General features: G+C 62.0%; 21 protein-coding genes. 15 read left to right on the top strand and 6 right to left on the bottom strand.

Features of this window, described 5'->3' with window-relative positions; translation table 11 throughout:
• The first annotated feature begins 176 nt into the window (after nt 1-176).
• From recA to RTQ46_RS03710, 7 genes are all read left to right on the top strand, one after another.
• Nucleotides 177-1268, top strand: coding sequence for a recombinase RecA (gene recA / locus RTQ46_RS03740; protein ID WP_312434688.1), 1092 nt, complete (start codon nt 177-179; stop codon nt 1266-1268).
• A gap of 209 nt (nt 1269-1477) precedes the next feature.
• Nucleotides 1478-1936, top strand: a complete 459-nt coding sequence (recX, locus tag RTQ46_RS03735; RefSeq protein ID WP_312434687.1) for a recombination regulator RecX — start codon at nt 1478-1480, stop codon at nt 1934-1936.
• A gap of 92 nt (nt 1937-2028) precedes the next feature.
• Complete coding sequence (locus tag RTQ46_RS03730; protein ID WP_312434686.1) at nt 2029-3567, top strand: class I SAM-dependent methyltransferase; 1539 nt, start codon at nt 2029-2031, stop codon at nt 3565-3567.
• Nucleotides 3568-3855: 288 nt separating this feature from the next.
• A complete protein-coding gene (locus tag RTQ46_RS03725) occupies nt 3856-4416 on the top strand; it encodes a DUF2889 domain-containing protein (RefSeq protein ID WP_312434685.1) in 561 nt (186 codons plus the stop codon).
• A gap of 76 nt (nt 4417-4492) precedes the next feature.
• Nucleotides 4493-5662: an ADP-forming succinate--CoA ligase subunit beta gene (sucC, locus tag RTQ46_RS03720; protein ID WP_312434684.1), complete on the top strand. Its 1170-nt coding sequence runs from the start codon at nt 4493-4495 to the stop codon at nt 5660-5662.
• 13 nt (nt 5663-5675) lie between these two features.
• Complete coding sequence (sucD, locus tag RTQ46_RS03715) at nt 5676-6557, top strand: succinate--CoA ligase subunit alpha (RefSeq protein ID WP_308924206.1); 882 nt, start codon at nt 5676-5678, stop codon at nt 6555-6557.
• Nucleotides 6558-6773: 216 nt separating this feature from the next.
• Entirely contained in the window at nt 6774-7238 is a 465-nt protein-coding gene (locus RTQ46_RS03710) for a pilin (RefSeq protein ID WP_312434682.1), read from the top strand.
• A 13-nt stretch (nt 7239-7251) separates the two neighbouring features.
• On the opposite strand, the gene RTQ46_RS03705 is transcribed toward RTQ46_RS03710, so the two are convergent.
• Nucleotides 7252-7953, bottom strand: coding sequence for a flagellar brake protein (locus tag RTQ46_RS03705; RefSeq protein ID WP_312434681.1), 702 nt, complete (start codon nt 7951-7953; stop codon nt 7252-7254).
• 135 nt (nt 7954-8088) lie between these two features.
• On the opposite strand from RTQ46_RS03705, the gene RTQ46_RS03700 reads away from it, so the two are divergent.
• On the top strand, nt 8089-8496 hold the full coding sequence (locus RTQ46_RS03700; protein WP_312434679.1) for a DUF6713 family protein: 408 nt from the start codon (nt 8089-8091) through the stop codon (nt 8494-8496).
• Here RTQ46_RS03700 and moaC read toward each other — a convergent pair.
• The gene (gene moaC / locus RTQ46_RS03695; RefSeq protein WP_312434678.1) at nt 8470-8976 is read right to left on the bottom strand and encodes a cyclic pyranopterin monophosphate synthase MoaC; all 507 of its coding nucleotides are present in this window, start codon (nt 8974-8976) and stop codon (nt 8470-8472) included. The genes RTQ46_RS03700 and moaC overlap by 27 nt on opposite strands.
• A 119-nt stretch (nt 8977-9095) precedes the next feature.
• Between moaC and RTQ46_RS03690 the strand changes: the two genes are divergently transcribed.
• Complete coding sequence (locus tag RTQ46_RS03690; RefSeq protein WP_312434779.1) at nt 9096-10706, top strand: M48 family metalloprotease; 1611 nt, start codon at nt 9096-9098, stop codon at nt 10704-10706.
• On the opposite strand, the gene RTQ46_RS03685 is transcribed toward RTQ46_RS03690, so the two are convergent.
• From RTQ46_RS03685 to RTQ46_RS03670, 4 genes are read right to left on the bottom strand one after another with little or no spacing between them, the layout of a single operon-like run.
• Entirely contained in the window at nt 10707-11297 is a 591-nt protein-coding gene (locus RTQ46_RS03685; protein ID WP_312434676.1) for a DUF2946 family protein, read from the bottom strand.
• Nucleotides 11290-12291 (bottom strand): alpha/beta fold hydrolase, encoded by a 1002-nt coding sequence (locus RTQ46_RS03680; RefSeq protein ID WP_312434674.1) that lies wholly within the window; start codon nt 12289-12291, stop codon nt 11290-11292. Before RTQ46_RS03680 ends, RTQ46_RS03685 begins: the two co-directional genes overlap by 8 nt.
• 5 nt (nt 12292-12296) lie before the next feature.
• The gene (locus RTQ46_RS03675; protein WP_312434673.1) at nt 12297-12722 is read right to left on the bottom strand and encodes a nuclear transport factor 2 family protein; all 426 of its coding nucleotides are present in this window, start codon (nt 12720-12722) and stop codon (nt 12297-12299) included.
• A gap of 30 nt (nt 12723-12752) precedes the next feature.
• Complete coding sequence (locus tag RTQ46_RS03670; protein WP_312434672.1) at nt 12753-12947, bottom strand: zinc-finger domain-containing protein; 195 nt, start codon at nt 12945-12947, stop codon at nt 12753-12755.
• A 259-nt stretch (nt 12948-13206) separates the two neighbouring features.
• Between RTQ46_RS03670 and RTQ46_RS03665 the strand changes: the two genes are divergently transcribed.
• The 6 genes from RTQ46_RS03665 to RTQ46_RS03640 all read left to right on the top strand — a co-directional run bounded on the left by RTQ46_RS03665 (nt 13207) and on the right by RTQ46_RS03640 (nt 19400).
• Nucleotides 13207-13920 carry an AzlC family ABC transporter permease gene (locus RTQ46_RS03665; protein ID WP_312434671.1) on the top strand — a complete coding sequence of 238 codons (714 nt, stop codon included), beginning with the start codon at nt 13207-13209 and terminating at the stop codon, nt 13918-13920.
• The gene (locus RTQ46_RS03660) at nt 13913-14263 is read left to right on the top strand and encodes an AzlD domain-containing protein (protein WP_409518294.1); all 351 of its coding nucleotides are present in this window, start codon (nt 13913-13915) and stop codon (nt 14261-14263) included. Before RTQ46_RS03665 ends, RTQ46_RS03660 begins: the two co-directional genes overlap by 8 nt.
• Nucleotides 14264-14340: 77 nt before the next feature.
• Entirely contained in the window at nt 14341-15561 is a 1221-nt protein-coding gene (locus tag RTQ46_RS03655; protein WP_312434670.1) for a phosphoglycerate kinase, read from the top strand.
• A gap of 226 nt (nt 15562-15787) precedes the next feature.
• Nucleotides 15788-17236, top strand: a complete 1449-nt coding sequence (pyk, locus tag RTQ46_RS03650) for a pyruvate kinase (RefSeq protein WP_312434669.1) — start codon at nt 15788-15790, stop codon at nt 17234-17236.
• 88 nt (nt 17237-17324) lie between these two features.
• Nucleotides 17325-18389, top strand: coding sequence for a class II fructose-bisphosphate aldolase (gene fba / locus RTQ46_RS03645; RefSeq protein WP_308924218.1), 1065 nt, complete (start codon nt 17325-17327; stop codon nt 18387-18389).
• Between the two features lie 117 nt (nt 18390-18506).
• Nucleotides 18507-19400: a phosphoribosylaminoimidazolesuccinocarboxamide synthase gene (locus RTQ46_RS03640; RefSeq protein ID WP_312434668.1), complete on the top strand. Its 894-nt coding sequence runs from the start codon at nt 18507-18509 to the stop codon at nt 19398-19400.
• Nucleotide 19401 lies beyond the last annotated feature (1 nt).

Genomic DNA, 19401 nt, shown 5'->3' with positions numbered 1-19401 from the left:
GTGTGTATTGTGTTTCATTTTGCGCAAGGTGGCGAATATTTATGAAAAACCCGCTTTGTAATGATCTGTTTCAATTCAAACGCACGTTCCGCTTGCATTAAGCACTGTTTTTTTATACAGTAGTGTCTGTGATGAATTTAACCCCCCCACGCGCCAGTTCGGGCTGAAAGAACAAAATGGACGATAAAAAAGCTGTAGTACCCGCATCGGAAAAAGCCAAGGCGCTCGCCGCCGCGCTGGCGCAGATCGAGAAGCAGTTTGGCAAAGGTTCGGTCATGCGCATGGATGCCAGCGCACCGATCGAAGAAGTGCAAGTCGTGTCGACCGGTTCGCTCGGCCTCGATATCGCGCTGGGCGTGGGCGGCTTGCCGCGCGGCCGCGTGGTGGAGATCTACGGTCCGGAATCGTCGGGTAAAACCACGCTGACCCTGCAAACCATCGCCGAGATGCAAAAACTGGGCGGCACCTGCGCCTTTATCGATGCCGAGCACGCGCTGGACGTCGGCTATGCACAGAAGCTGGGCGTGAACCTGCACGAACTGCTGATCTCGCAACCGGATACGGGCGAGCAGGCGCTGGAAATCTGCGATGCGCTGGTCCGTTCGGGCAGCGTCGACCTGGTGGTGATCGACTCGGTGGCGGCGCTGACGCCACGCGCCGAGATCGAAGGCGACATGGGCGATTCGCTGCCAGGCCTGCAGGCCCGCCTGATGTCGCAGGCGCTGCGCAAGCTGACCGGTTCGATCAACCGCACCAATACCCTGGTCATCTTCATCAACCAGATCCGCATGAAGATCGGCGTGATGTTCGGCAGTCCGGAAACCACCACCGGCGGCAATGCGCTGAAATTCTACGCCTCCGTGCGCCTCGATATCCGCCGCACCGGTTCGATCAAGTCCGGCGACGAAGTGATCGGTAACGAAACCAAGGTCAAGGTCGTCAAGAACAAGATTGCGCCACCGTTCAAGGAAGCGCACTTCGACATCCTGTACGGTGCTGGCACTTCGCGCGAAGGCGAGATCCTGGACCTGGGTTCGGACGCGAAGATCGTCGAGAAATCGGGTTCGTGGTACAGCTATAACGGCGAACGCATCGGCCAGGGCAAGGACAACGCCCGCGCCTTCCTGCAAGAGCGCCCGGCGCTGGCCCGTGAAATCGAAAACAAGGTACGCGCGTCGCTGGGCGTGCGCGAGTTGCCGCCGCTGGCTGCCGAGAAGCCTGAAAAGGCCGACAAGGCTGCCAAGGCAGCCGAAGCCAAGCCAGAGTAGGGCGGAGCAGGTCGGATTGGCGCTTCGCGCGTAATCCGACATCACCACCGGCGCTGACAATGTTGCCGGATTACGGCCCGAAGGGCCTAATCCGACCTACGCACCATACGCGCAAGACGCAGTACCACAATCGCCGCCTCGCGCCAATGCGCCGGGCGGCGATTGTGTTTGGATCGCAGTCACAGTTCAATCAGAAACAAGGTGGGTATATGGCCAAAGTGCAATTAAGCCTGAAGGGCAGGGCGCTGCGCTTTCTGTCGATGCGCGAGCACAGCCGCATGGAATTGCGGCGCAAGCTGCAGCGCCATGCGGAGGAGGGCGACGACGTCGAAGCCTTGCTCGACAGCCTGGAGCAGGCCAACTGGCTGTCGCAGGAACGCTTTTCCGAGTCGCTGATCCATCGCCGCTCGGCCCGTTTCGGCAACAGCCGCATCATGGCCGAGCTGCAAAGCCACGGTATCGCCGGCGAGGCGCTGCAGGAACTGAAGGCCGGCCTGGCCGAAGGCGAAACCGAGCGTGCCTGCGAAGTCTGGCGCCGCAAGTTCGGCACCGTGGCAACGGACGCCGAACAGCGCAGCAAGCAGATGCGTTTTTTGATGCAGCGCGGCTTCTCGCAGCGCGCGGTGCAAGTGGCCATCAAGGGCCTGGAGCCGGAGGACGGGGAATAATTGTTAACTTGCATGCAAGGATCAGTTATTCTGCCCATACACGGTGGCGCATGGTGCGCACCGGCACTTCTGACATGGGATACGGATACCTGATGAGCAACTGGCATGCCGGCTACACCGCCGAAACCGCATACACCTACGGCTATTACACGGAGTTGAACCCCTTGCGCACGCAGTTGCTGCTGCTGAGCTGGGGGATACAGCCGCCCAGAGTCGGCACCGCATGTGAACTCGGGTTTGGCCAGGGCATGACCGTCAATATCCATGCCGCCGCATCAGGCGTACGCTGGCATGGCACGGATTTCAATCCGGCCCAGACTGCCTTTGCGCAGGAACTGGCCGAGGCCTCCGGCAATGGCGCGATGCTGTCGGAACAATCGTTCCAGGATTTTTGCGCCCGCAGCGACCTGCCTGACTTCGATTTCATCGCCCTGCACGGTATCTGGAGCTGGATCTCGCCGGAAAACCAGGCGCATATCGCCGACTTCCTGGCGCGCAAGCTCAAGCCGGGCGGCGTGGTGTATATCAGCTACAACACGCAGGCAGGCTGGGCGGCGATGGCGCCGATCCGCGACCTGATGGAACAGCATAGCCGCGTCATGAGCGCGCCGGGGCAGGATTCGCTGACGCGCGTGGGCAGCGCCTTGTCCTTCATCAATCGCATGATGGAAACCAAGCCGCGCTACCTGCAGGCCAATCCCACCATTGCCGTGCGCCTGCAGCAGATCGGCGAGCAGGATCCGAATTACCTGTCGCACGAATACTTCAATCATTACTGGCAGCCGGTGTCGTTTTCGGCCATCAAGCCGGTGCTCGCTGCCGCCAAGCTCGAGTTTGCCGGCTCGGCCGCCTATCCCGATCATGTGGCGCCGCTCAATCTGACACCCGAACACCTGGCGTTCCTGGCGCAGATTCCCGATCCCACGTTCCGCGAGAACACTGCCGACTTTATCGTCAACCGCCAGTTCCGCCAGGATTACTGGGTCAAGGGCGCCCGCAAGCTGACCGCCCATGAGCAGGCTGGCGCACTGCGCGCCGTGCGCGTCCTGCTGGTGGCGCCGATCGAGCATATCACCATGAAGGTGGTGGGCGCCTTGGGCGAGGCAGACATGGACCAGGCCATCTATGGTCCGCTGCTGGACGTGCTGGCTGATTATCAGCCCCATACGATAGGCGAGCTGCAACAGCGTTTGCCTGCCGATGTGGCCGAACTGGGCAATTTGCTGCAGATGCTGCTGGTGCTGGCGCACAAATCCTGCATTTCACCGGTGCAGGATGACGCCGCGATCGCGCTGGCGCGGCCGGCGACAGCCAGGCTGAACCGGCACCTGCTGGACAAGGCGCTGGGGCGTAACGACCTGGCCGCGCTGGCCAGTCCGGTGACCGGCGGCGGCATCGGTGTGTTGCATTTGCAACAGTTGTTCCTGCTGGCCAGGCTGGAAGGACACCCGACCCCGGATGCGTGGGCGGGGTTCGCCTGGCAGGCTTTCCGCGCACTGCAGCAAACCGTGGTCCGCAACGGCACGGTATTGACGACCGAGGAAGACAACCTGGCCGAACTGGCCGTGCATGCGGAAAGCTTCCGCCATACTGTGTTGCCGATCCTGCAGGCGCTGGGCATAGCTGACTGATCGCTGTCCGACAAGTCGGCGAGGTGGCGGCAGGAACCGTGGCTCTCATGATAACGATCATTCACAAAGTGTATGACTTTATGAAAGTCATGGTTTTATATTTATAATTTGAAATGTTTTTAACTAAGCACTGAAAAATTATGTTGCGGCGCAACCAGCGCGCAATGTGCTACACTTTTAGGGTTTTTGCGGCGCCGCAGGTGCGGTTGCTGTTCGTAGAAGCTGCGAACGGCGTGCTTTATGCACATGGCTGCTTACTAAATTACGCCGCGCAAGCGGCATCGGTCTATGCCCCTGTCAACTCCCGTATCCCGGCGCGCCTTACGGCACACCCGCGTTATCGACGTCCAAGCGTATGTACGCGACGACGGCCTGTGGGATATTGACGCCCGCATCACCGACATCAAATCGTTCGATGCGACCCTGGCCTCCGGCCCGCGTCCCGCCGGCGCTCCCCTGCATGACCTCCATTTGCGCATTACCGTTGATCGCGAGCTGACCATTGTCGAGGCCGAAGCTGCCTCCGATGCCGTTCCCTATCCCGGCTTTTGCGATACCATCAGCCCCGCTTACCAGGCGCTGATCGGTCTGAACCTGTTGAAGAATTTCCGCCGCGACTTGAAACAGCGCCTGGCGGGAATCGCCGGCTGTACCCATTTGACCGAACTGGCGCAAGTCTTGCCGACTGCGACGGTTCAGGCATTTGCCGGCGATGTCTGGTCGACCCGTGACGGTGCGAATGCTGATTTGCCGCATGAAAAGCCGTTCCAACTCGACAAATGCCACGCCCTGCGCACCGATGGCGGGGCAGTTGCACAGTATTACCCGCGCTGGGTAGCCAAAGCGTGATCCCGGCGCTGTTTTTCCTGTTTTTTTTGCACCACTAACCGTATTTTTACAAATCAGTATCAGAAGGGAAGCCAGCATGAAAATCCATGAGTATCAAGCCAAAGAAATCCTCCGGCAATTCGGAGTGACGGTACCACGCGGTATCGCGTGCATGTCCGTCGACGAGGCCGTCAAGGCTGCGGAAACGCTGGGCGGCCCGGTGTGGGTCGTCAAGGCGCAGATCCACGCAGGTGGCCGCGGCAAGGGCGGCGGCGTGAAAGTGGCAAAATCGATCGAACAGGTCAAGGAATACGCTGACCAGATCATGGGCATGCAGCTGATCACGCACCAGACCAGCGCCGAAGGCCAGAAAGTCAACCGCCTGCTGGTGGAAGAAGGCGCCGACATCAAACAGGAACTGTACGTGTCGCTGGTCACCGACCGCGTGACCCAGAAAATCGTCCTGATGGCATCCTCCGAAGGCGGCATGGACATCGAAGAAGTGGCCGAGAGCCACCCTGAGAAGATCCACCACGTCACGATCGAGCCGAGCGTTGGCCTGACCGATGCCCAGGCAGACGACATCGCGACCAAAATCGGCGTGCCTGCCGGTTCCATCGCCGACGCGCGCGTCAACCTGCAAGGCCTGTACAAAGCCTACTGGGAAACCGACTGCTCGCTGGCCGAGATCAACCCGCTGATCGTCACCGGCAGCGGCAAAGTCATCGCCCTGGACGCCAAGTTCAACTTCGACCCGAACGCCCTGTTCCGTCATCCAGAGATCACCGCCCTGCGCGATCTGGACGAAGAAGATCCAGCTGAAATCGAAGCGTCGAAATTCGACCTGGCCTACATTTCGCTCGACGGCAATATCGGCTGCCTGGTGAACGGTGCCGGCCTGGCCATGGCCACCATGGACACCATCAAACTGTTCGGCGGCGAGCCAGCCAACTTCCTGGACGTCGGCGGCGGCGCCACGGCAGAAAAAGTGACCGAAGCGTTCAAGATCATGTTGAAAAATCCAGGCCTGAAAGCCATCCTGGTCAACATTTTCGGCGGCATCATGCGTTGCGACGTGATCGCCGAAGGCGTGATCGCCGCGGTGAAAGCCGTGTCGCTGAACGTCCCGCTGGTGGTGCGCATGAAGGGCACCAACGAAGACCTGGGCAAAAAGATGCTGGCCGATTCCGGTCTGCCTATCATCGCAGCCGACACCATGGAAGATGCAGCCAAGAGCGTCGTTGCCGCTGCTGCCGGTCAAGCTTAATTAAGGAATCAACATGTCCATTCTGATCAATAAAGATACCAAAGTCGTTACCCAAGGGATCACCGGCAAGACCGGCCAGTTCCACACCCGCGGTTGCCGCGACTACGCGAACGGCAAAGCTGCCTTCGTGGCAGGCGTGAACCCAAAGAAAGCCGGCGAAGACTTCGAAGGCATTCCTATTTTCGCTAACGTTACCGAAGCGAAAAAAGAAACCGGCGCCAATGTGTCCGTGATCTACGTTCCGCCAGCAGGCGCGGCAGCGGCGATCTGGGAAGCTGTCGAAGCTGAAATGGATCTGGCCATTTGCATCACCGAAGGCATTCCAGTGCGCGACATGATGGCGCTGAAAGACCGCATGGCCAAGTCGGGCAGCAAAACCCTGCTGCTGGGCCCTAACTGCCCAGGCCTGATCACGCCAGACGAAATCAAGATCGGCATCATGCCAGGCCACATCCATAAAAAAGGCCGCATCGGCGTGGTCTCGCGTTCGGGTACCCTGACCTATGAAGCAGTCGGTCAGCTGACCGCACTGGGCCTGGGCCAATCGTCGGCAGTCGGCATCGGCGGCGACCCGATCAACGGTCTGAAACACATCGACATCATGAAGATGTTCAATGATGATCCGGATACCGACGCAGTCATCATGATCGGCGAAATCGGCGGTCCTGACGAAGCCAATGCTGCTTATTGGATCAAGGACAACATGAAAAAACCGGTGGTCGGCTTTATCGCTGGCGTCACCGCTCCTCCAGGCAAGCGCATGGGCCACGCCGGCGCGCTGATCTCGGGCGGCGCCGACACGGCACAAGCCAAGCTGGAAATCATGGAAGCGTGCGGCATCACCGTCACCAAAAACCCGTCGGAAATGGCGCGTCTGCTGAAAGCCATGCTGTAATACAGCGCGCTTGATGCAGTACAAAAAAGGAGCTTCGGCTCCTTTTTTTATTGTCTGGCGGCCACGTCCATTCTTGTCGCGCAGCGACCGCCGTGGTCGCAAGCGGACACAATGCGTCGCGTTTGTTGCCTTGCTGCCTGCCGCTGCCCGTGCGCCGTTCTGGCATGGCGTTTGCACCCCTGTCGTCGTGATCATGTCGCACAACAGGAGGAAACCATGCGCACGCAGTCCGGATTTACCCTGATAGAACTGATGATCGTGGTGGCCATCGCCGGCATCCTGGCGGCCGTGGCGATTCCGCAATACAGCGATTACACGATGCGGGCCAGGATCAGCAATGTGCTGGCTGCCGCCGCCCCGCTGAAAACGGCGGTGGCCTTGTGCGTGCAGGAAAACGGCGGCGAAGCGGCCGCCTGCAGCACCTCCAGCGAAGCGGCGCCGAGCACCATTCCCGCCTTTAGCGCCACGCGCGAAGTGGCCGGCGCCACCGTCGCCAATGGCGATATCACGCTGACCCTGGCCAATGACCTGGGCACCGGTCTCGGTGGGCAGACCATCACCATGGCCTTGCGCACCGGCAGCAGCAGCCTGACCTGGTTCAACTCGACCACCATTACCAATGTGGCGGCGCGCGAAGCGATTCTGCGCAGTAATATTCCGCAGGCGGCGGCGTCTTTGTGACAGGTGCGTGGCGCTAGACGATTTTCTGGCGGTCGGAAATCAGGGCTTCATAGATCAGGTTCTGCAGCAGCGTATAGTGCGCCGATTCCAGGTCGATGAACTGCAGGCCATAGGTGTAGACATCGTCTTCGCCGCCAACGATGGCGGAAGTGGATTTGCCCGTGCTGACATTCTGGATGCGCGCCCGCGTGGCAATGCGCAGCGGCTGCTGGTGCGGCGGCGCCAGCAGGGTAAACACCAGGGTGACGCCGCTGTCGTCGGGCGTGAGCACGCCGGGCGACTCGATCAGCGCACCCGTGACGCTGAGGTTGACGATACACACGGGCACTTCGGGCTGGTCGCGGCACATCAGTTGCGCCAGCAGCTCCACCTTGACCCGCATCGCCCCGCGCAGGCTGGTGCCGGAGATGGCGTCGGGGAAACTCAGGTGCACATAGTGCAAGGGGCGACCGAACACGCGCAGCACGCTGCATGCAAACGAACACACGCTGACGCCGGAAAACACGCGGATGGTCAGCTTGTCGCCCTCGTCGAGCCCGACCGGCTTGCCGTTTTCCTGTGGCGTCTTGACGATCAGGTACTCGTCGCGGATATAGCCGATCAAGGTGGAAAAATGCCGCACCGGCTTGATGGTGCGATGCGTGATGAACTGGATGCGCCCACCCACCTGCAGATTCATCGCGTCGAATTCGAACTGTTCGAGCTTGGTTTCCATAGGTGTTTCCTTGCCTGTCATGCGCGTTCTTTCTCAGGGGATGGCCAAAACGCAGTATGCATGACTCTGGTCGAAAAAGCATGTGGATCAAAAAATGCCGATGGACGGCCCATCTGTTTTACAATCCAGCCAACCTTGTTCATCCTGAAAGACACCATGGCGCGCAGCTACTTCTGGACCATGTTATGCCTGATCCTGCACCAGATCGACGCCGCCTACTGGCGCGAATGGGAAATGTTCTACCTGCCCGGCGGCGTGCAGGGCTTCCTGGTGTTTAACCTGATGGCGATCGCGGTGGTGCTGGCCGGCTACCGGCAGGTCCTGCTGGCCTTGCCGCGTGCGCGCCTGTACGCCGGCATCTGCGGCGCGCTGGGCGTGGCTACCTTCCTGATCCACGCCGGCTTTGCGCTGGCGGGGATGGAACAGTTTCATTTGCCGCTGTCGATGGCGATTATCGTGCTGTGCCTGGGGTGTGGTGCGTGGCTGCTCAATGACCTGCGCGGCGCCCGTTTGCCATTACAGCGCAGCGGTCCAGTCGCCTGACTTCCCGCCATGCTTTTCCAGCACCCGTACATTGGTCATCACCATGCCGCGGTCGACCGCCTTGCACATGTCGTAGATGGTCAGCAAACCGATCTGCACCGAGGTCAGCGCTTCCATTTCCACGCCGGTCTTGCCGGTGGTATCGACCTGCGCGCGGCAGTGGACGCTGCTGGCCGCTTCGTCGACCTCGAAGTCGACCGTCACGCGCGTGATGGCCAACGGGTGGCACAGGGGGATCAGGTCGCTGGTGCGTTTGGCGCCCATGATGGCGGCGATGCGGGCGATGCCCAGCACGTCGCCCTTTTTGGCATTGCCTTGGATAATAATCGCCAACGTGGCCGGCTGCATGCGGATGGTGCCGGCCGCCACGGCGCTGCGGCGCGTGTCCTCCTTGTTTCCCACATCGACCATATGGGCCTGGCCGGTGGCGTCGAAGTGGGTGAGTCCTGCGGCGAGGGTGTCCTGCTCTGGTGTGCTCATGGTGTCGGGTCGATTTCTGGCGTTATTCTTGGCTCCATTATAGAGTGCGCCAGGCGCGTGGAAAACGGCGCCGCTTACAGGTTATGATAGCAGCCGTGAAATCCAAACTTCTTTCCCCCATGATTCCGTTACGGGCCAGTGTGCTGGCCGCGCTGCTGCTGGCCGTTCCATGGACGCTGGCGCAAGAGCCGAAGCCTGGCGTGTTTGGCGCCGCCGCCACGCCGCCGGCCAAGCCCGAGAGCAAGTGGACGCCGCTGCCGGTGGCGCCGGTGCCGAATCTGCCCAACCTGGGCGACACGTCGCGCGAAGACCTGTCGCCAGCGATGGAGCGCAAGATCGGCGAGGAGATCATCCGCAGCATCCGCGGCGACCGCGATTATCTCGACGATGCGCCGCTGCTGGAATACCTGAACACCTTCGGCAATGCGCTGGTGGCGGCGCGGCCCAGCGTGCGCGGCGAAACCAGCTACGATTATTTCTTCTTTGCCGTGCGCGATCCGCAGCTGAACGCGTTTGCCTTGCCGGGCGGCTTTATCGGCGTGCATTCGGCGCTGCTGCTGGCAGCGCAGACGGAGGCCGAGCTGGCGTCCGTGCTGTCGCACGAGATCGGCCATGTGGCGCAGCGCCATATCGCGCGCATGCTGGGCCAGCAGCGCCAGGACGCGCTGATGCCGCTGGCCGCGATCCTGCTGGCGGCGCTGGCGTCGCGCGCGGGCGGTGACGTGGCGATGGGCGTGTTTGCCGCCGGCCAGGGCCTGGCGATCCAGCGCCAGCTCAATTTTGGCCGCGACGCCGAGCGCGAAGCGGACCGCATCGGTTTCCAGATCATGGGCGAAGCCGGATTCGACACCACCGGCATGGTCAATTTCTTTGGCCGCATGCAGGCTGCCAGCCGCTCGTACAGCGATCTGATGCCGGCCTATCTGCAGACCCACCCCTTGACCACCGACCGCATCGCCGACATCCAGGCGCGCATCCGCGAGCAGCCCTATAAACAGCGGCCGGACAGCCTGAACTTCCACCTGGCGCGCGCCCGCGCCCGCGTGCTGCAGGATGAAAGCATGCAGGGCTTGCTGAACGCGAAGGCGACCTTCAAGACCCAGCTGGAACAGCAAAGCCGTTTCCAGGTGACGGCCGCCCACTATGGGCTGGCGTTTGTCGCCATCAAGCAGGGCAAGACTGCCGAGGCGCAGGCCGAACTCGATGCGGCCAACACGGCCCTGCACAAGCCGGCCGGCCCGAACGTGTTGACGTCAAGCGGCACGCAAGCGCCCAACTCGCTGCTGGCGGCGATGGCGCTGGAAGTGCTGCTAATGCCGGAGCAAAAACCGGAAGTGGCGCCGCAGGCCGTGAAGGCGGCCGAGGCGGCGCGCCACCAGTTTCCGCTGTCGCGCGGCATCGCCTATCAGTATGCGGAAGCGCTGATTGCCGACAAGAAGCTGGACCAGGCCGCCGTCTATCTGCGCGACCAGGTGCAGCTGTACAAGGAAGAGCCGGAGCTGTACGACCTGCTGGCCAAGGCCTATTCATCGCAGGGCAAGATGACCTTGCAGCATATCGCGCTGGCCGAATCGTATGTGCTGCAGGGCGCCACCATGGCCGCGCTGGACCAGCTGACGATTGCGCGCAAGTCGACCGACGCCACCTTTTACGATCACGCCGTAATCGATGCGCGCGAACGCGAGCTGCAGGAAAAACGCCGCGAGCAGCTCAAGGCGGAGAAATCGTAGTCAGGCTGGCTGCGGTACTCTCTGGAAACCGAAATGCCGCGGCACCTCGGCGTAGGCCAGGCGTTGCACCGGGATCGCCAGGCCGCCTTGCTGCAAGCTCAGGTCGCCGGCGCCACTGTCCAGCCAGGCCAGCAGGGCTTCGTCGCCGAGGGCGTTGCCGTCCAGGCGCAGTTGCGTCATTGCCTGCGCCATATCGCGGTCGTCGACCTGTGCCACGATCTCGCCCTGCTGCAGGATCAATGCGCCGTTCTCGCATAAAAATGCCGACTCGATTATCTCCAGCGCCGCGCCCGTCTGCAGCAGGTAGCCGTGCTGCGGATCGCTGCGGGCAATAAACGGCGTCGCTTCCAGGTTCAGGTAGACGCGCTGCGGGCCGTTCTGGAAAAACCAGCAGCCGCGCTCGTCATGGTCGTAGTTGCGGTTGATAAAGCCGATCAGGGCGGCGTGCGCCAGCTTGTCGCCAGGCAGATCCAGATGCTGGGCGCGCTCGTCGCGCATGCGCCAGTTGCCGCGCGCGTCCAGCGCCAGCCAGCCATAGCAGTGGGGCACGTTCGGCCATTTGGCCATCGCCTGTTTAACGAGGTCATCCATGTAGCGCCGCTTCCTTGGGGTGGTCGATGGCGTCATCCTGACAGCTTTGCGCGGGCGGTGTCGCCGCGCTGCCGTGTTCGAAGAAGTGCAGCAGGCGCCGGGGCAGCCATTCAAGGTGGTGGCTGGCAAAGCCGACATGGCCGCCATGGCGCGGGTAGTCCAGCGTGACAGCGGGCGAGGCGCTGCGCGGCAGGTGTATCCCTGGCAAAAACGGGTCGTTCAGGGCGTTGAGCACCAGGGTCGGCACGGTGATGTCATGCAACACATGCCTGGCGCTGGCGCGGTGCCAGTAATCGTCGGCGTCGCGGTAGCCGTGCAACGGGGCGGTGACCGCATTGTCGAACGCATGCAGGTCGCGCGCGGCCAGCATCGCCTCGCGCTCGAACAGGCCGGGAAATTGGTCCAGCTTGGCCAGGCATTTCGGTTTCAATGTTTGCAAAAACATGCGCGTGTACAGGCGATTGGCGCCCGAGGACAGCGCCTTGCCGCCTTGCGCCAGGTCCAGCGGAGCCGACACGGCGCAAGCCGCATCGACAAAGTCCGCCGCGTGCTGCAACTGGCCCAGCCAGCACAGCAGGGCGTTGCCGCCCAGCGAGACGCCGGCCGCATAAAATTTGCCGGTGGCGCGCGCATGCAGGCGGCGCAGCACCCAGTCCACTTCCTCGGCGTCGCCCGAATGATAGAAGCGGGGCGCGAGATTCGCCTCGCCCGAGCAGCCGCGAAAATGCGGCACGGCGCCGGACCAGCCCCGTGCCGCCAGTTGCGCCATCAGGGCGCGTGCGTAATGGCTGTTCGACGAGCCTTCCAGGCCATGGAACAGCACCACGAAAGGCTGGCCCGGCTGGCCGTCAACCAGGTCGACATCGACAAAGTCGCCATCGGGCGCCTGCCAGCGCTCGCGCCGGAAAGCTACGGCCGGCTTGGCGATCCACAGGGCCGGCACGATGGTCTGCAGATGGCCGCCAGGCAACCAGAGTGGCGCGCTGTAATTCATGGGGGTTAGTGCAGGATCTGCGCTCCGGCCGTGTCCGATGGTGCGCCGCCGGGGGCGACCGAGACATGGTGCAGCACGATGCGCCAGCCGCGCGGCGTCTTGACGTAGACATTGGTGGCCAGCAAGTGCGCCGGCGTGCCTTCGCTGGCGGTAGTGCCTTCGACCACCGTGTGGACCGAACTCATCAGGTTATGGGTTTCGTGCAGCTGGGTCGCGCGGATATGCAGGCCGCCGCCCTGCAGGATGGTTTCCCACGAAGCGCGGATGGCCGCATGGCCGATCAGGCGCGCGCCGCCGGGGTGGATGCAGACGATTTCTTCATCGTCGGCCCACAGCGCCATCAGCGCCTCGAGGTCGGCGCGGTTCAGGGCATCGTAGAAAGCCGCTTCGACTTCGGCGGCGCTGCCATTCAATTCCTTCACACTTTTCATGGACGACTCCGGTCTGGGCGGCTGGGCGGATTAGTGATGGCCGGCGCTGGCGCCTGCCTTGAGAGTGTAGGCCGTGCCGCAGTACGGGCACTTGGCCACGCCGTGGTTGTTAAACTCCAGGAACACGCGCGGATGCGACGACCACAGCGGCATGGCCGGGTTAGGGCAGTGGGCTGGCAGGTCTTTACCGTCGAGTTCGACCGCTGGCTGGGTGGTGTTTGTCATCTTGTCATGCTCCGTGAGGCTAAAGTTATATGGGTAAGGCGTCTGCGAAAACCACGATTTTAACGGATTCGCGCAGCCAGTAAAATTCATCCGTAGAATGGCGGCTTGATCCGCTAGGGCAAGCCGCCGTTTTCAGACGAAAAGCGGGCGCGCGGGCCGCCACCATGAACCCTGATACCGTCTTTTCATCGCCGCGCACGATGCCTTTGGCCTGCACCATCGTTGTGCAAATACTACACTTTCCCGCCGGAGGTGCCCTTTGAGCACCTCCTTGCAACGCCAGTCGTTCCGCGAAGGCCTGCTGCTGGGCGCGCCGACCCTGGTCGGGATTGCGGCCTGGGGCATGGTGGTCGGCATCGCCATGGTCAAAAGCGGCCTGAGCGTCATGGAAGCGAGCGTGATGACTCTGCTGGTGTTTGCCGGCTCGGCCCAGCTGGCCTCCTTGCCGCTGCTGGCCGCGCATGCGCCGATCTGGGTGATCTTTGCCACCGCGCTGGTGGTCAACCTGCGCTTCGTGATCTTTTCCGCGCTGCTGGCGCCGCATTTTGCCCACCTGCCATGGCGCCAGCGCTTTGCGCTCGGCTATATTTCCGGCGATATCGCGGTCGGCCTGTTCCTGCAGCGCTACCCGCTGGAAACGCCCGATCCGGGCAAGGTGCCGTTCCTGAAGGGCCTGATCTATCCGAACTGGACCGCCTGGCAGGTGGGCTCGCTGGCCGGCATTTTCCTGGGCGCCGCGATTCCCGCCGAATGGGGCCTGGGCTTTGCCGGTACCCTGGCCATCATCTGCGTGACGGTGCCGCTGGTGCTGGGCCGCGCGGCCCTGTGCGGCGTGCTGGTGTCGGGCGCGGTGGCGGTGGCCGCCTTCCGCCTGCCGTATAAACTGGGCCTGCTGGTGGCGGTGCTGGCCGGCATGGTCACGGCCATGGCGGTGGAAGAACTGACGGAAAAATGGACGAAAAAACATGCCTGATGCCATCGACATGAATACCTTTGACGTGTGGGCCACCATCGTGGTGCTGGTACTGGCCACGGCCGCCACCCGCAGCACTTTCTGGCTGGTGGGGCATCACATCACGATCCCGAAGCGTGTCAACGAGATGCTGCGCTTTGCGCCGGCCTGTGCGCTGGCGGCGATTATCGCGCCCGACCTGCTGATGGACAGCGCGCAGATGCAGTTCGACCCGCTCAATTTGAAATTGTTGTCCGGCATCGCCGCCACGATTTTTTATCTGTTACGCCGCAATATGCTGCAAACCATCGTGTTTGGCATGCTGGTTTTCACGGGATTGCGTTTGTTGCATGTTTTTCAGTAAAGCGGGACAAATCGGCGAATTGCGCTGGTGCTTGCGGTAAAATAGCGCACTTCCTTCCACTCGTCATCTGGATCGCCATGTCAGCTGTTCTCAACTTCATCCGTCTGCAAGATTTGATCGACCAAAACGCCCTGCAAGGCAAGCGCGTGTTCATCCGCGCCGACCTGAACGTTCCGCAGGATGACAGTGGCAAGATTACCGAAGACACCCGCATCCGCGCCTCGGTGCCGGCGATCCGCGCCGCGCTCGACGCTGGCGCTGCCGTGATGGTGACCTCGCACCTGGGCCGTCCGACCGAAGGCGAATTCAAGCCGGCCGACAGCCTGGCGCCCGTCGCGGCCCGCCTGTCCGAACTGCTGGGCCAGGAAGTGGCATTGAAACAGGACTGGATCGATGGCGCCGGCCTGGAGTCCCTGGCAGCCGGCCAGGTAGTGCTGCTGGAAAACGTGCGCGTCAACAAGGGCGAAAAGAAAAACAGCGATGAGCTGGCGCAAAAAATGGCCAAGCTGTGCGATATCTACGTGAACGACGCGTTTGGCACCGCGCACCGCGCCGAAGCCTCGACGCACGGCATCGCCAAGTTCGCTCCGATCGCCTGCGCCGGCCCGCTGCTGGCCGCCGAACTGGACGCACTGGGCAAGGCGCTGCACGCGCCGGCCAGGCCGCTGCTGGCCATCGTGGCCGGCTCGAAAGTGTCGAGCAAGCTGACCATCCTCAAGGCCCTGTCCGACAAGGTCGATAACCTGATCGTCGGCGGCGGCATCGCCAACACCTTCATGAAGGCCGTTGGCCTGAACGTCGGCAAGTCGCTGGTGGAAGCGGAACTGGTCGATGAAGCGAAAGCCATCATCGACATCATGGCCCGGCGCGGCGCGCAGGTGCCGATTCCGGTCGACGTGGTGTGCGCCAAGGAATTTTCGCCAACCGCAACGGCCACCGTCAAGGACGTGGCCGACGTGGCGGACGACGACATGATCCTCGATATCGGCCCGAAAACGGCGGCCCTGCTGGCCGATCAGATCGCTGCGGCCGGCACCATCGTCTGGAACGGCCCGGTCGGCGTATTCGAATTCGACCAGTTCGGCCATGGCACCAAGACGCTGGCGCTGGCCATTGCCGAGTCGAAAGCGTTCTCGATCGCCGGTGGCGGCGACACCCTGGCGGCGATTGCAAAATACGACATTACCGATAAAATCAGCTATATCTCGACCGGCGGCGGCGCCTTCCTGGAATTCTTGGAAGGCAAAACGTTGCCAGCAGTCGAGGTCCTGATGCAGCGCGCCACGACACCTGATTAAACCTACTGCGCGTCATGATTTGCGGCCTCCGATGCTCACTGTGCCTGCGCACAGCTCCGCCTCTCAGCCACAACTCATTGCCGCTCGCTACGGTTTTCTCAGGTGTCTTGATATATGAAATAATTATTGCACCAAGCGCAGCCTGACCGCTGCGCTTTTACCTTGCCGGGCCGCGCAAGCGCCCGGTCAATATGCTCTAACCTCTTGCTCACGCACAAGGAATACTATGCCACGCGGTACAAAAATCGTAGCAACCATCGGCCCTGCCTCCACCGACCTGGCGATCCTGGTCAAGATGATACGGGCGGGCGTCGACGTGGTGCGTTTGAATTTTTCCCATGGCAAGGCACAAGACCATATCGACCGCGCGGCGCTGGTGCGCCAGGCAGCGGCGGAATGCGGCCGCGAAGTGGCCATCATGGCCGACATGCAGGGTCCGAAGATTCGCGTTGGCAAGTTTGAAAACAGCCGCATCCAGCTTGAAGCGGGCGACAAGTTCATTCTCGACGCCAAGTGGGGCGAGAATGGCGAGCTGGGCAACCAGGAACGCGTCGGCCTCGACTACAAGGCCTTGCCGCGCGACCTGAACAAGGACGACGTACTGCTGCTGAACGACGGCCTGATCGTGCTGATCGTCGAGCGCATCGTGGTCAACGAGATCCACACGGTGGTCAAGATCGGTGGCGAACTGTCGAACAACAAGGGCATCAACCGCCAGGGCGGCGGCCTGACGGCGCCGGCGCTGACGGCCAAGGACATGGAAGACATCAAGACGGCGATGAGCTTCCAGGCCGACTACCTGGCCATTTCCTTCCCGAAAAGCGCGACCGACATGGAAATGGCGCGCACGCTGGCCAATATCGCCGGCGAGCCGTACCACCACAAGCCGATGATGATCGCCAAGATCGAGCGCGCCGAAGCGATTCCTGTGCTGCAAGAAATCCTCGACGCCTCCGACGGCATCATGGTGGCGCGCGGCGACCTGGCGGTCGAGGTGGGCAATGCGGCCGTGCCGGCCTTGCAAAAGCGCATGATCAAGATGGCGCGCGCCTCGAACAAGCTGGCCATCACGGCCACGCAGATGATGGAATCGATGATCGTCAACGCCGTGCCGACGCGCGCCGAAGTGTCCGACGTGGCCAACGCCGTATTGGACGGCACCGACGCCGTGATGACCTCGGCCGAAACCGCCTCGGGCCGCTACCCGATCGAGACGGTGGAAATGATGGCCGCCATCTGCGTCGAAGCGGAACAGTCCGAATACAACAAGCTCGACGCTGACTTTTTGAACGTCACGTTTACCCGCATCGACCAGTCGATCGCCTACGGCGCGCTGTTTACCGCGCACCACCTGCGCGTGAAAGCCATCGTGGCGATGACGGAATCCGGTTCGACCCCGCTGTGGATGAGCCGCCACAGCATCGACACGCCGATTTTTGCCCTGACGCCCAGCGTGACCACGCAGCGCAAGGCCGCCCTGTACCGCAACGTGCGCGCCTACCACCTGCTGCAAAACGGCAGCAGCGCGCAAGTGCTGAAACAGGCCGAAGATTTGCTGGTTGCCAATGGCATCGTCAAAAAGGGCGACATGATCGTCGTCACCTGGGGCTCGCCGATGGGGCAGGCCGGCGGCACGAATGCATTGAAAATTGTACGCGTGGGTGAATACGATTGAGCCACGCGTGAGGTAAATTCAGACGCCGGCGCGGCTTATCCTGCCGCGAAGCGTCGCCACAGTTTCTATTGTTATCTGGAGTAATACCATGTCTCTCGTATCCATGCGTCAATTGCTGGACCACGCCGCCGAAAACGGTTATGGCATCCCGGCCTTCAACGTCAACAACCTGGAGCAGGTGCAGGCCATCATGGCTGCCGCCGACGCGCTGAATTCGCCGGTGATCATGCAGGCGTCCGCCGGCGCCCGCAAATATGCCGGCGAAGCGTTTCTGCGCCACCTGATCGATGCCGCCATCGAAGCCTATCCGCACATTCCGGTCGTGATGCACCAGGATCACGGCCAGTCGCCGGCGATCTGCATGGCCGCCATCCGTTCCGGCTTCTCGTCGGTGATGATGGACGGCTCGCTGGAAGCGGACGGCAAGTCGGTCGCCTCGTACGAGTACAACGTCGAAGTGTCGCGCGAAGTGGTGAAATTCTCGCACGCCATCGGCGTCACCGTGGAAGCCGAACTGGGCGTGCTCGGTTCGCTGGAAACCATGAAGGGCGACAAGGAAGACGGCCACGGCGCCGAAGGCACCATGACGCGCGAGCAACTGCTGACCGACGTGGCGCAAGCAGCCGACTTCGTGCAGCGCACCCAGTGCGACGCGCTGGCGATCGCCATCGGCACCTCGCACGGCGCCTACAAGTTTACCCGCAAACCGACCGGCGAAATCCTGGCGATCGACCGCATCAAGGAAATCCACGCGCGCATCCCGAACACCCACCTGGTGATGCACGGTTCCTCGTCGGTGCCGCAGGAATTGCTGGCGATCATCCGTGAATTCGGCGGCGACATGAAGGAAACCTACGGCGTGCCAGTCGAAGAAATCCAGGAAGGCATCCGTCACGGCGTGCGCAAGATCAATATCGATACCGATATCCGCCTGGCGATGACGGCCGCGATCCGCCAGTTCATGTTCCAGAACCCGTCGAAATTCGATCCGCGCGACTACCTGAAACCAGCCCGCCTGGCTGCCGAGCAGATCGTGCGCGCCCGCTTCCAGCAGTTTGGCTGCGAAGGCCAGGCGTCGAAAATCAAACAGATTCCGCTGGAAAAAATGGCCGAACGCTACAAGGCCGGCGAGCTGTCGCAGATTGTGAAGTAAAATCTTGTCTGGAACGGGCCGCGCGCAACCGCCGGCCCGTTGTTCCCGGCCGGTGGGCGACTGTCCTGCGCACCGGTTACGCTTCTGTTTCGTTTCATTCAAACCACTCCCTCCGCTATGAACAGCCTCTATCAGACCTCCATCCATTCCCTGCCACTGCTCGGCCACGGCAAGGTGCGCGACAACTACGCCGTCGGCGACGACAAGATCCTGATCGTCACGACTGACCGCCTGTCGGCCTTCGACGTCGTGATGAACGAGCCGATTCCCGGCAAGGGCAAGGTCCTGAACCAGATGAGCGACTTCTGGTTCGAGAAACTGGGCCATATCGTGCCGAACCACCTGACGGGCGTGGCGCCTGAATCGGTGGTGGCGCCCGAGGAAGTGGAGCAGGTGCAAGGCCGCGCGGTGGTGGCCAAGCGTCTCAAACCCATCATGGTCGAGGCCGTAGTGCGCGGCTATATCATCGGCTCGGGCTGGAAAGACTACCAGGATACGGGCAGCATCTGCGGCATCAAGCTGCCGGCAGGCCTGCAACAGGCTGAAAAACTGCCGGAGCCGCTGTTTACCCCGGCCGCCAAGGCCGAGCTGGGCGAGCATGACGAAAACATCAGCTTTGCCGAGATGGAACAGCGCATCGGCGCGGAACTGGCCGCCAAGATGCGCGACGTCAGCATCGCCCTCTACAAGGCGGCTGCCGACTACGCCGCCACGCGCGGCATCATCATTGCCGATACCAAGTTCGAATTCGGCCTGGACGACAATGGCGTGATGCATTTGATGGACGAAGTGCTGACGGCCGATTCGTCGCGCTTCTGGCCGGCGGACTCGTACCAGCCCGGCATGTCGCCGCCATCGTTCGACAAGCAGTTCGTGCGCGATTACCTGGAAACACTGACCTGGGGCAAGACGGCACCGGCGCCGGCACTGCCGGCCGACGTGATCGACAAGACCCAGGCCAAGTACTTCGAAGCGATCGAGCGCCTGACCGGCGAAAAGCTGAAGGCCTGAG

Source organism: Janthinobacterium sp., from assembly GCF_031995485.1.
Taxonomy (GTDB): Bacteria; Pseudomonadota; Gammaproteobacteria; order Burkholderiales; family Burkholderiaceae_D; genus Janthinobacterium.
Note: the sequence above shows the minus strand (reverse complement) of the source record. Positions and strands in the feature narration are given on the sequence as shown.

Excerpts from the sequence above, each read along its gene's own strand:
- recA (WP_312434688.1), top strand. The coding sequence starts at position 177 with ATGGACGATAAAAAAGCTGTAGTACCCGCATCGGAAAAAGCCAAGGCG.
- recX (WP_312434687.1), top strand. The coding sequence starts at position 1,478 with ATGGCCAAAGTGCAATTAAGCCTGAAGGGCAGGGCGCTGCGCTTTCTG.
- RTQ46_RS03730 (WP_312434686.1), top strand. The coding sequence starts at position 2,029 with ATGAGCAACTGGCATGCCGGCTACACCGCCGAAACCGCATACACCTAC.
- RTQ46_RS03725 (WP_312434685.1), top strand. The coding sequence starts at position 3,856 with ATGCCCCTGTCAACTCCCGTATCCCGGCGCGCCTTACGGCACACCCGC.
- sucC (WP_312434684.1), top strand. The coding sequence starts at position 4,493 with ATGAAAATCCATGAGTATCAAGCCAAAGAAATCCTCCGGCAATTCGGA.
- sucD (WP_308924206.1), top strand. The coding sequence starts at position 5,676 with ATGTCCATTCTGATCAATAAAGATACCAAAGTCGTTACCCAAGGGATC.
- RTQ46_RS03710 (WP_312434682.1), top strand. The coding sequence starts at position 6,774 with ATGCGCACGCAGTCCGGATTTACCCTGATAGAACTGATGATCGTGGTG.
- RTQ46_RS03705 (WP_312434681.1), bottom strand. The coding sequence starts at position 7,953 with ATGGAAACCAAGCTCGAACAGTTCGAATTCGACGCGATGAATCTGCAG.
- moaC (WP_312434678.1), bottom strand. The coding sequence starts at position 8,976 with ATGAGCACACCAGAGCAGGACACCCTCGCCGCAGGACTCACCCACTTC.
- RTQ46_RS03690 (WP_312434779.1), top strand. The coding sequence starts at position 9,096 with ATGATTCCGTTACGGGCCAGTGTGCTGGCCGCGCTGCTGCTGGCCGTT.
- RTQ46_RS03685 (WP_312434676.1), bottom strand. The coding sequence starts at position 11,297 with ATGGATGACCTCGTTAAACAGGCGATGGCCAAATGGCCGAACGTGCCC.
- RTQ46_RS03680 (WP_312434674.1), bottom strand. The coding sequence starts at position 12,291 with ATGAATTACAGCGCGCCACTCTGGTTGCCTGGCGGCCATCTGCAGACC.
- RTQ46_RS03675 (WP_312434673.1), bottom strand. The coding sequence starts at position 12,722 with ATGAAAAGTGTGAAGGAATTGAATGGCAGCGCCGCCGAAGTCGAAGCG.
- RTQ46_RS03670 (WP_312434672.1), bottom strand. The coding sequence starts at position 12,947 with ATGACAAACACCACCCAGCCAGCGGTCGAACTCGACGGTAAAGACCTG.
- RTQ46_RS03660 (WP_409518294.1), top strand. The coding sequence starts at position 13,913 with ATGCCTGATGCCATCGACATGAATACCTTTGACGTGTGGGCCACCATC.
- RTQ46_RS03655 (WP_312434670.1), top strand. The coding sequence starts at position 14,341 with ATGTCAGCTGTTCTCAACTTCATCCGTCTGCAAGATTTGATCGACCAA.
- pyk (WP_312434669.1), top strand. The coding sequence starts at position 15,788 with ATGCCACGCGGTACAAAAATCGTAGCAACCATCGGCCCTGCCTCCACC.
- fba (WP_308924218.1), top strand. The coding sequence starts at position 17,325 with ATGTCTCTCGTATCCATGCGTCAATTGCTGGACCACGCCGCCGAAAAC.
- RTQ46_RS03640 (WP_312434668.1), top strand. The coding sequence starts at position 18,507 with ATGAACAGCCTCTATCAGACCTCCATCCATTCCCTGCCACTGCTCGGC.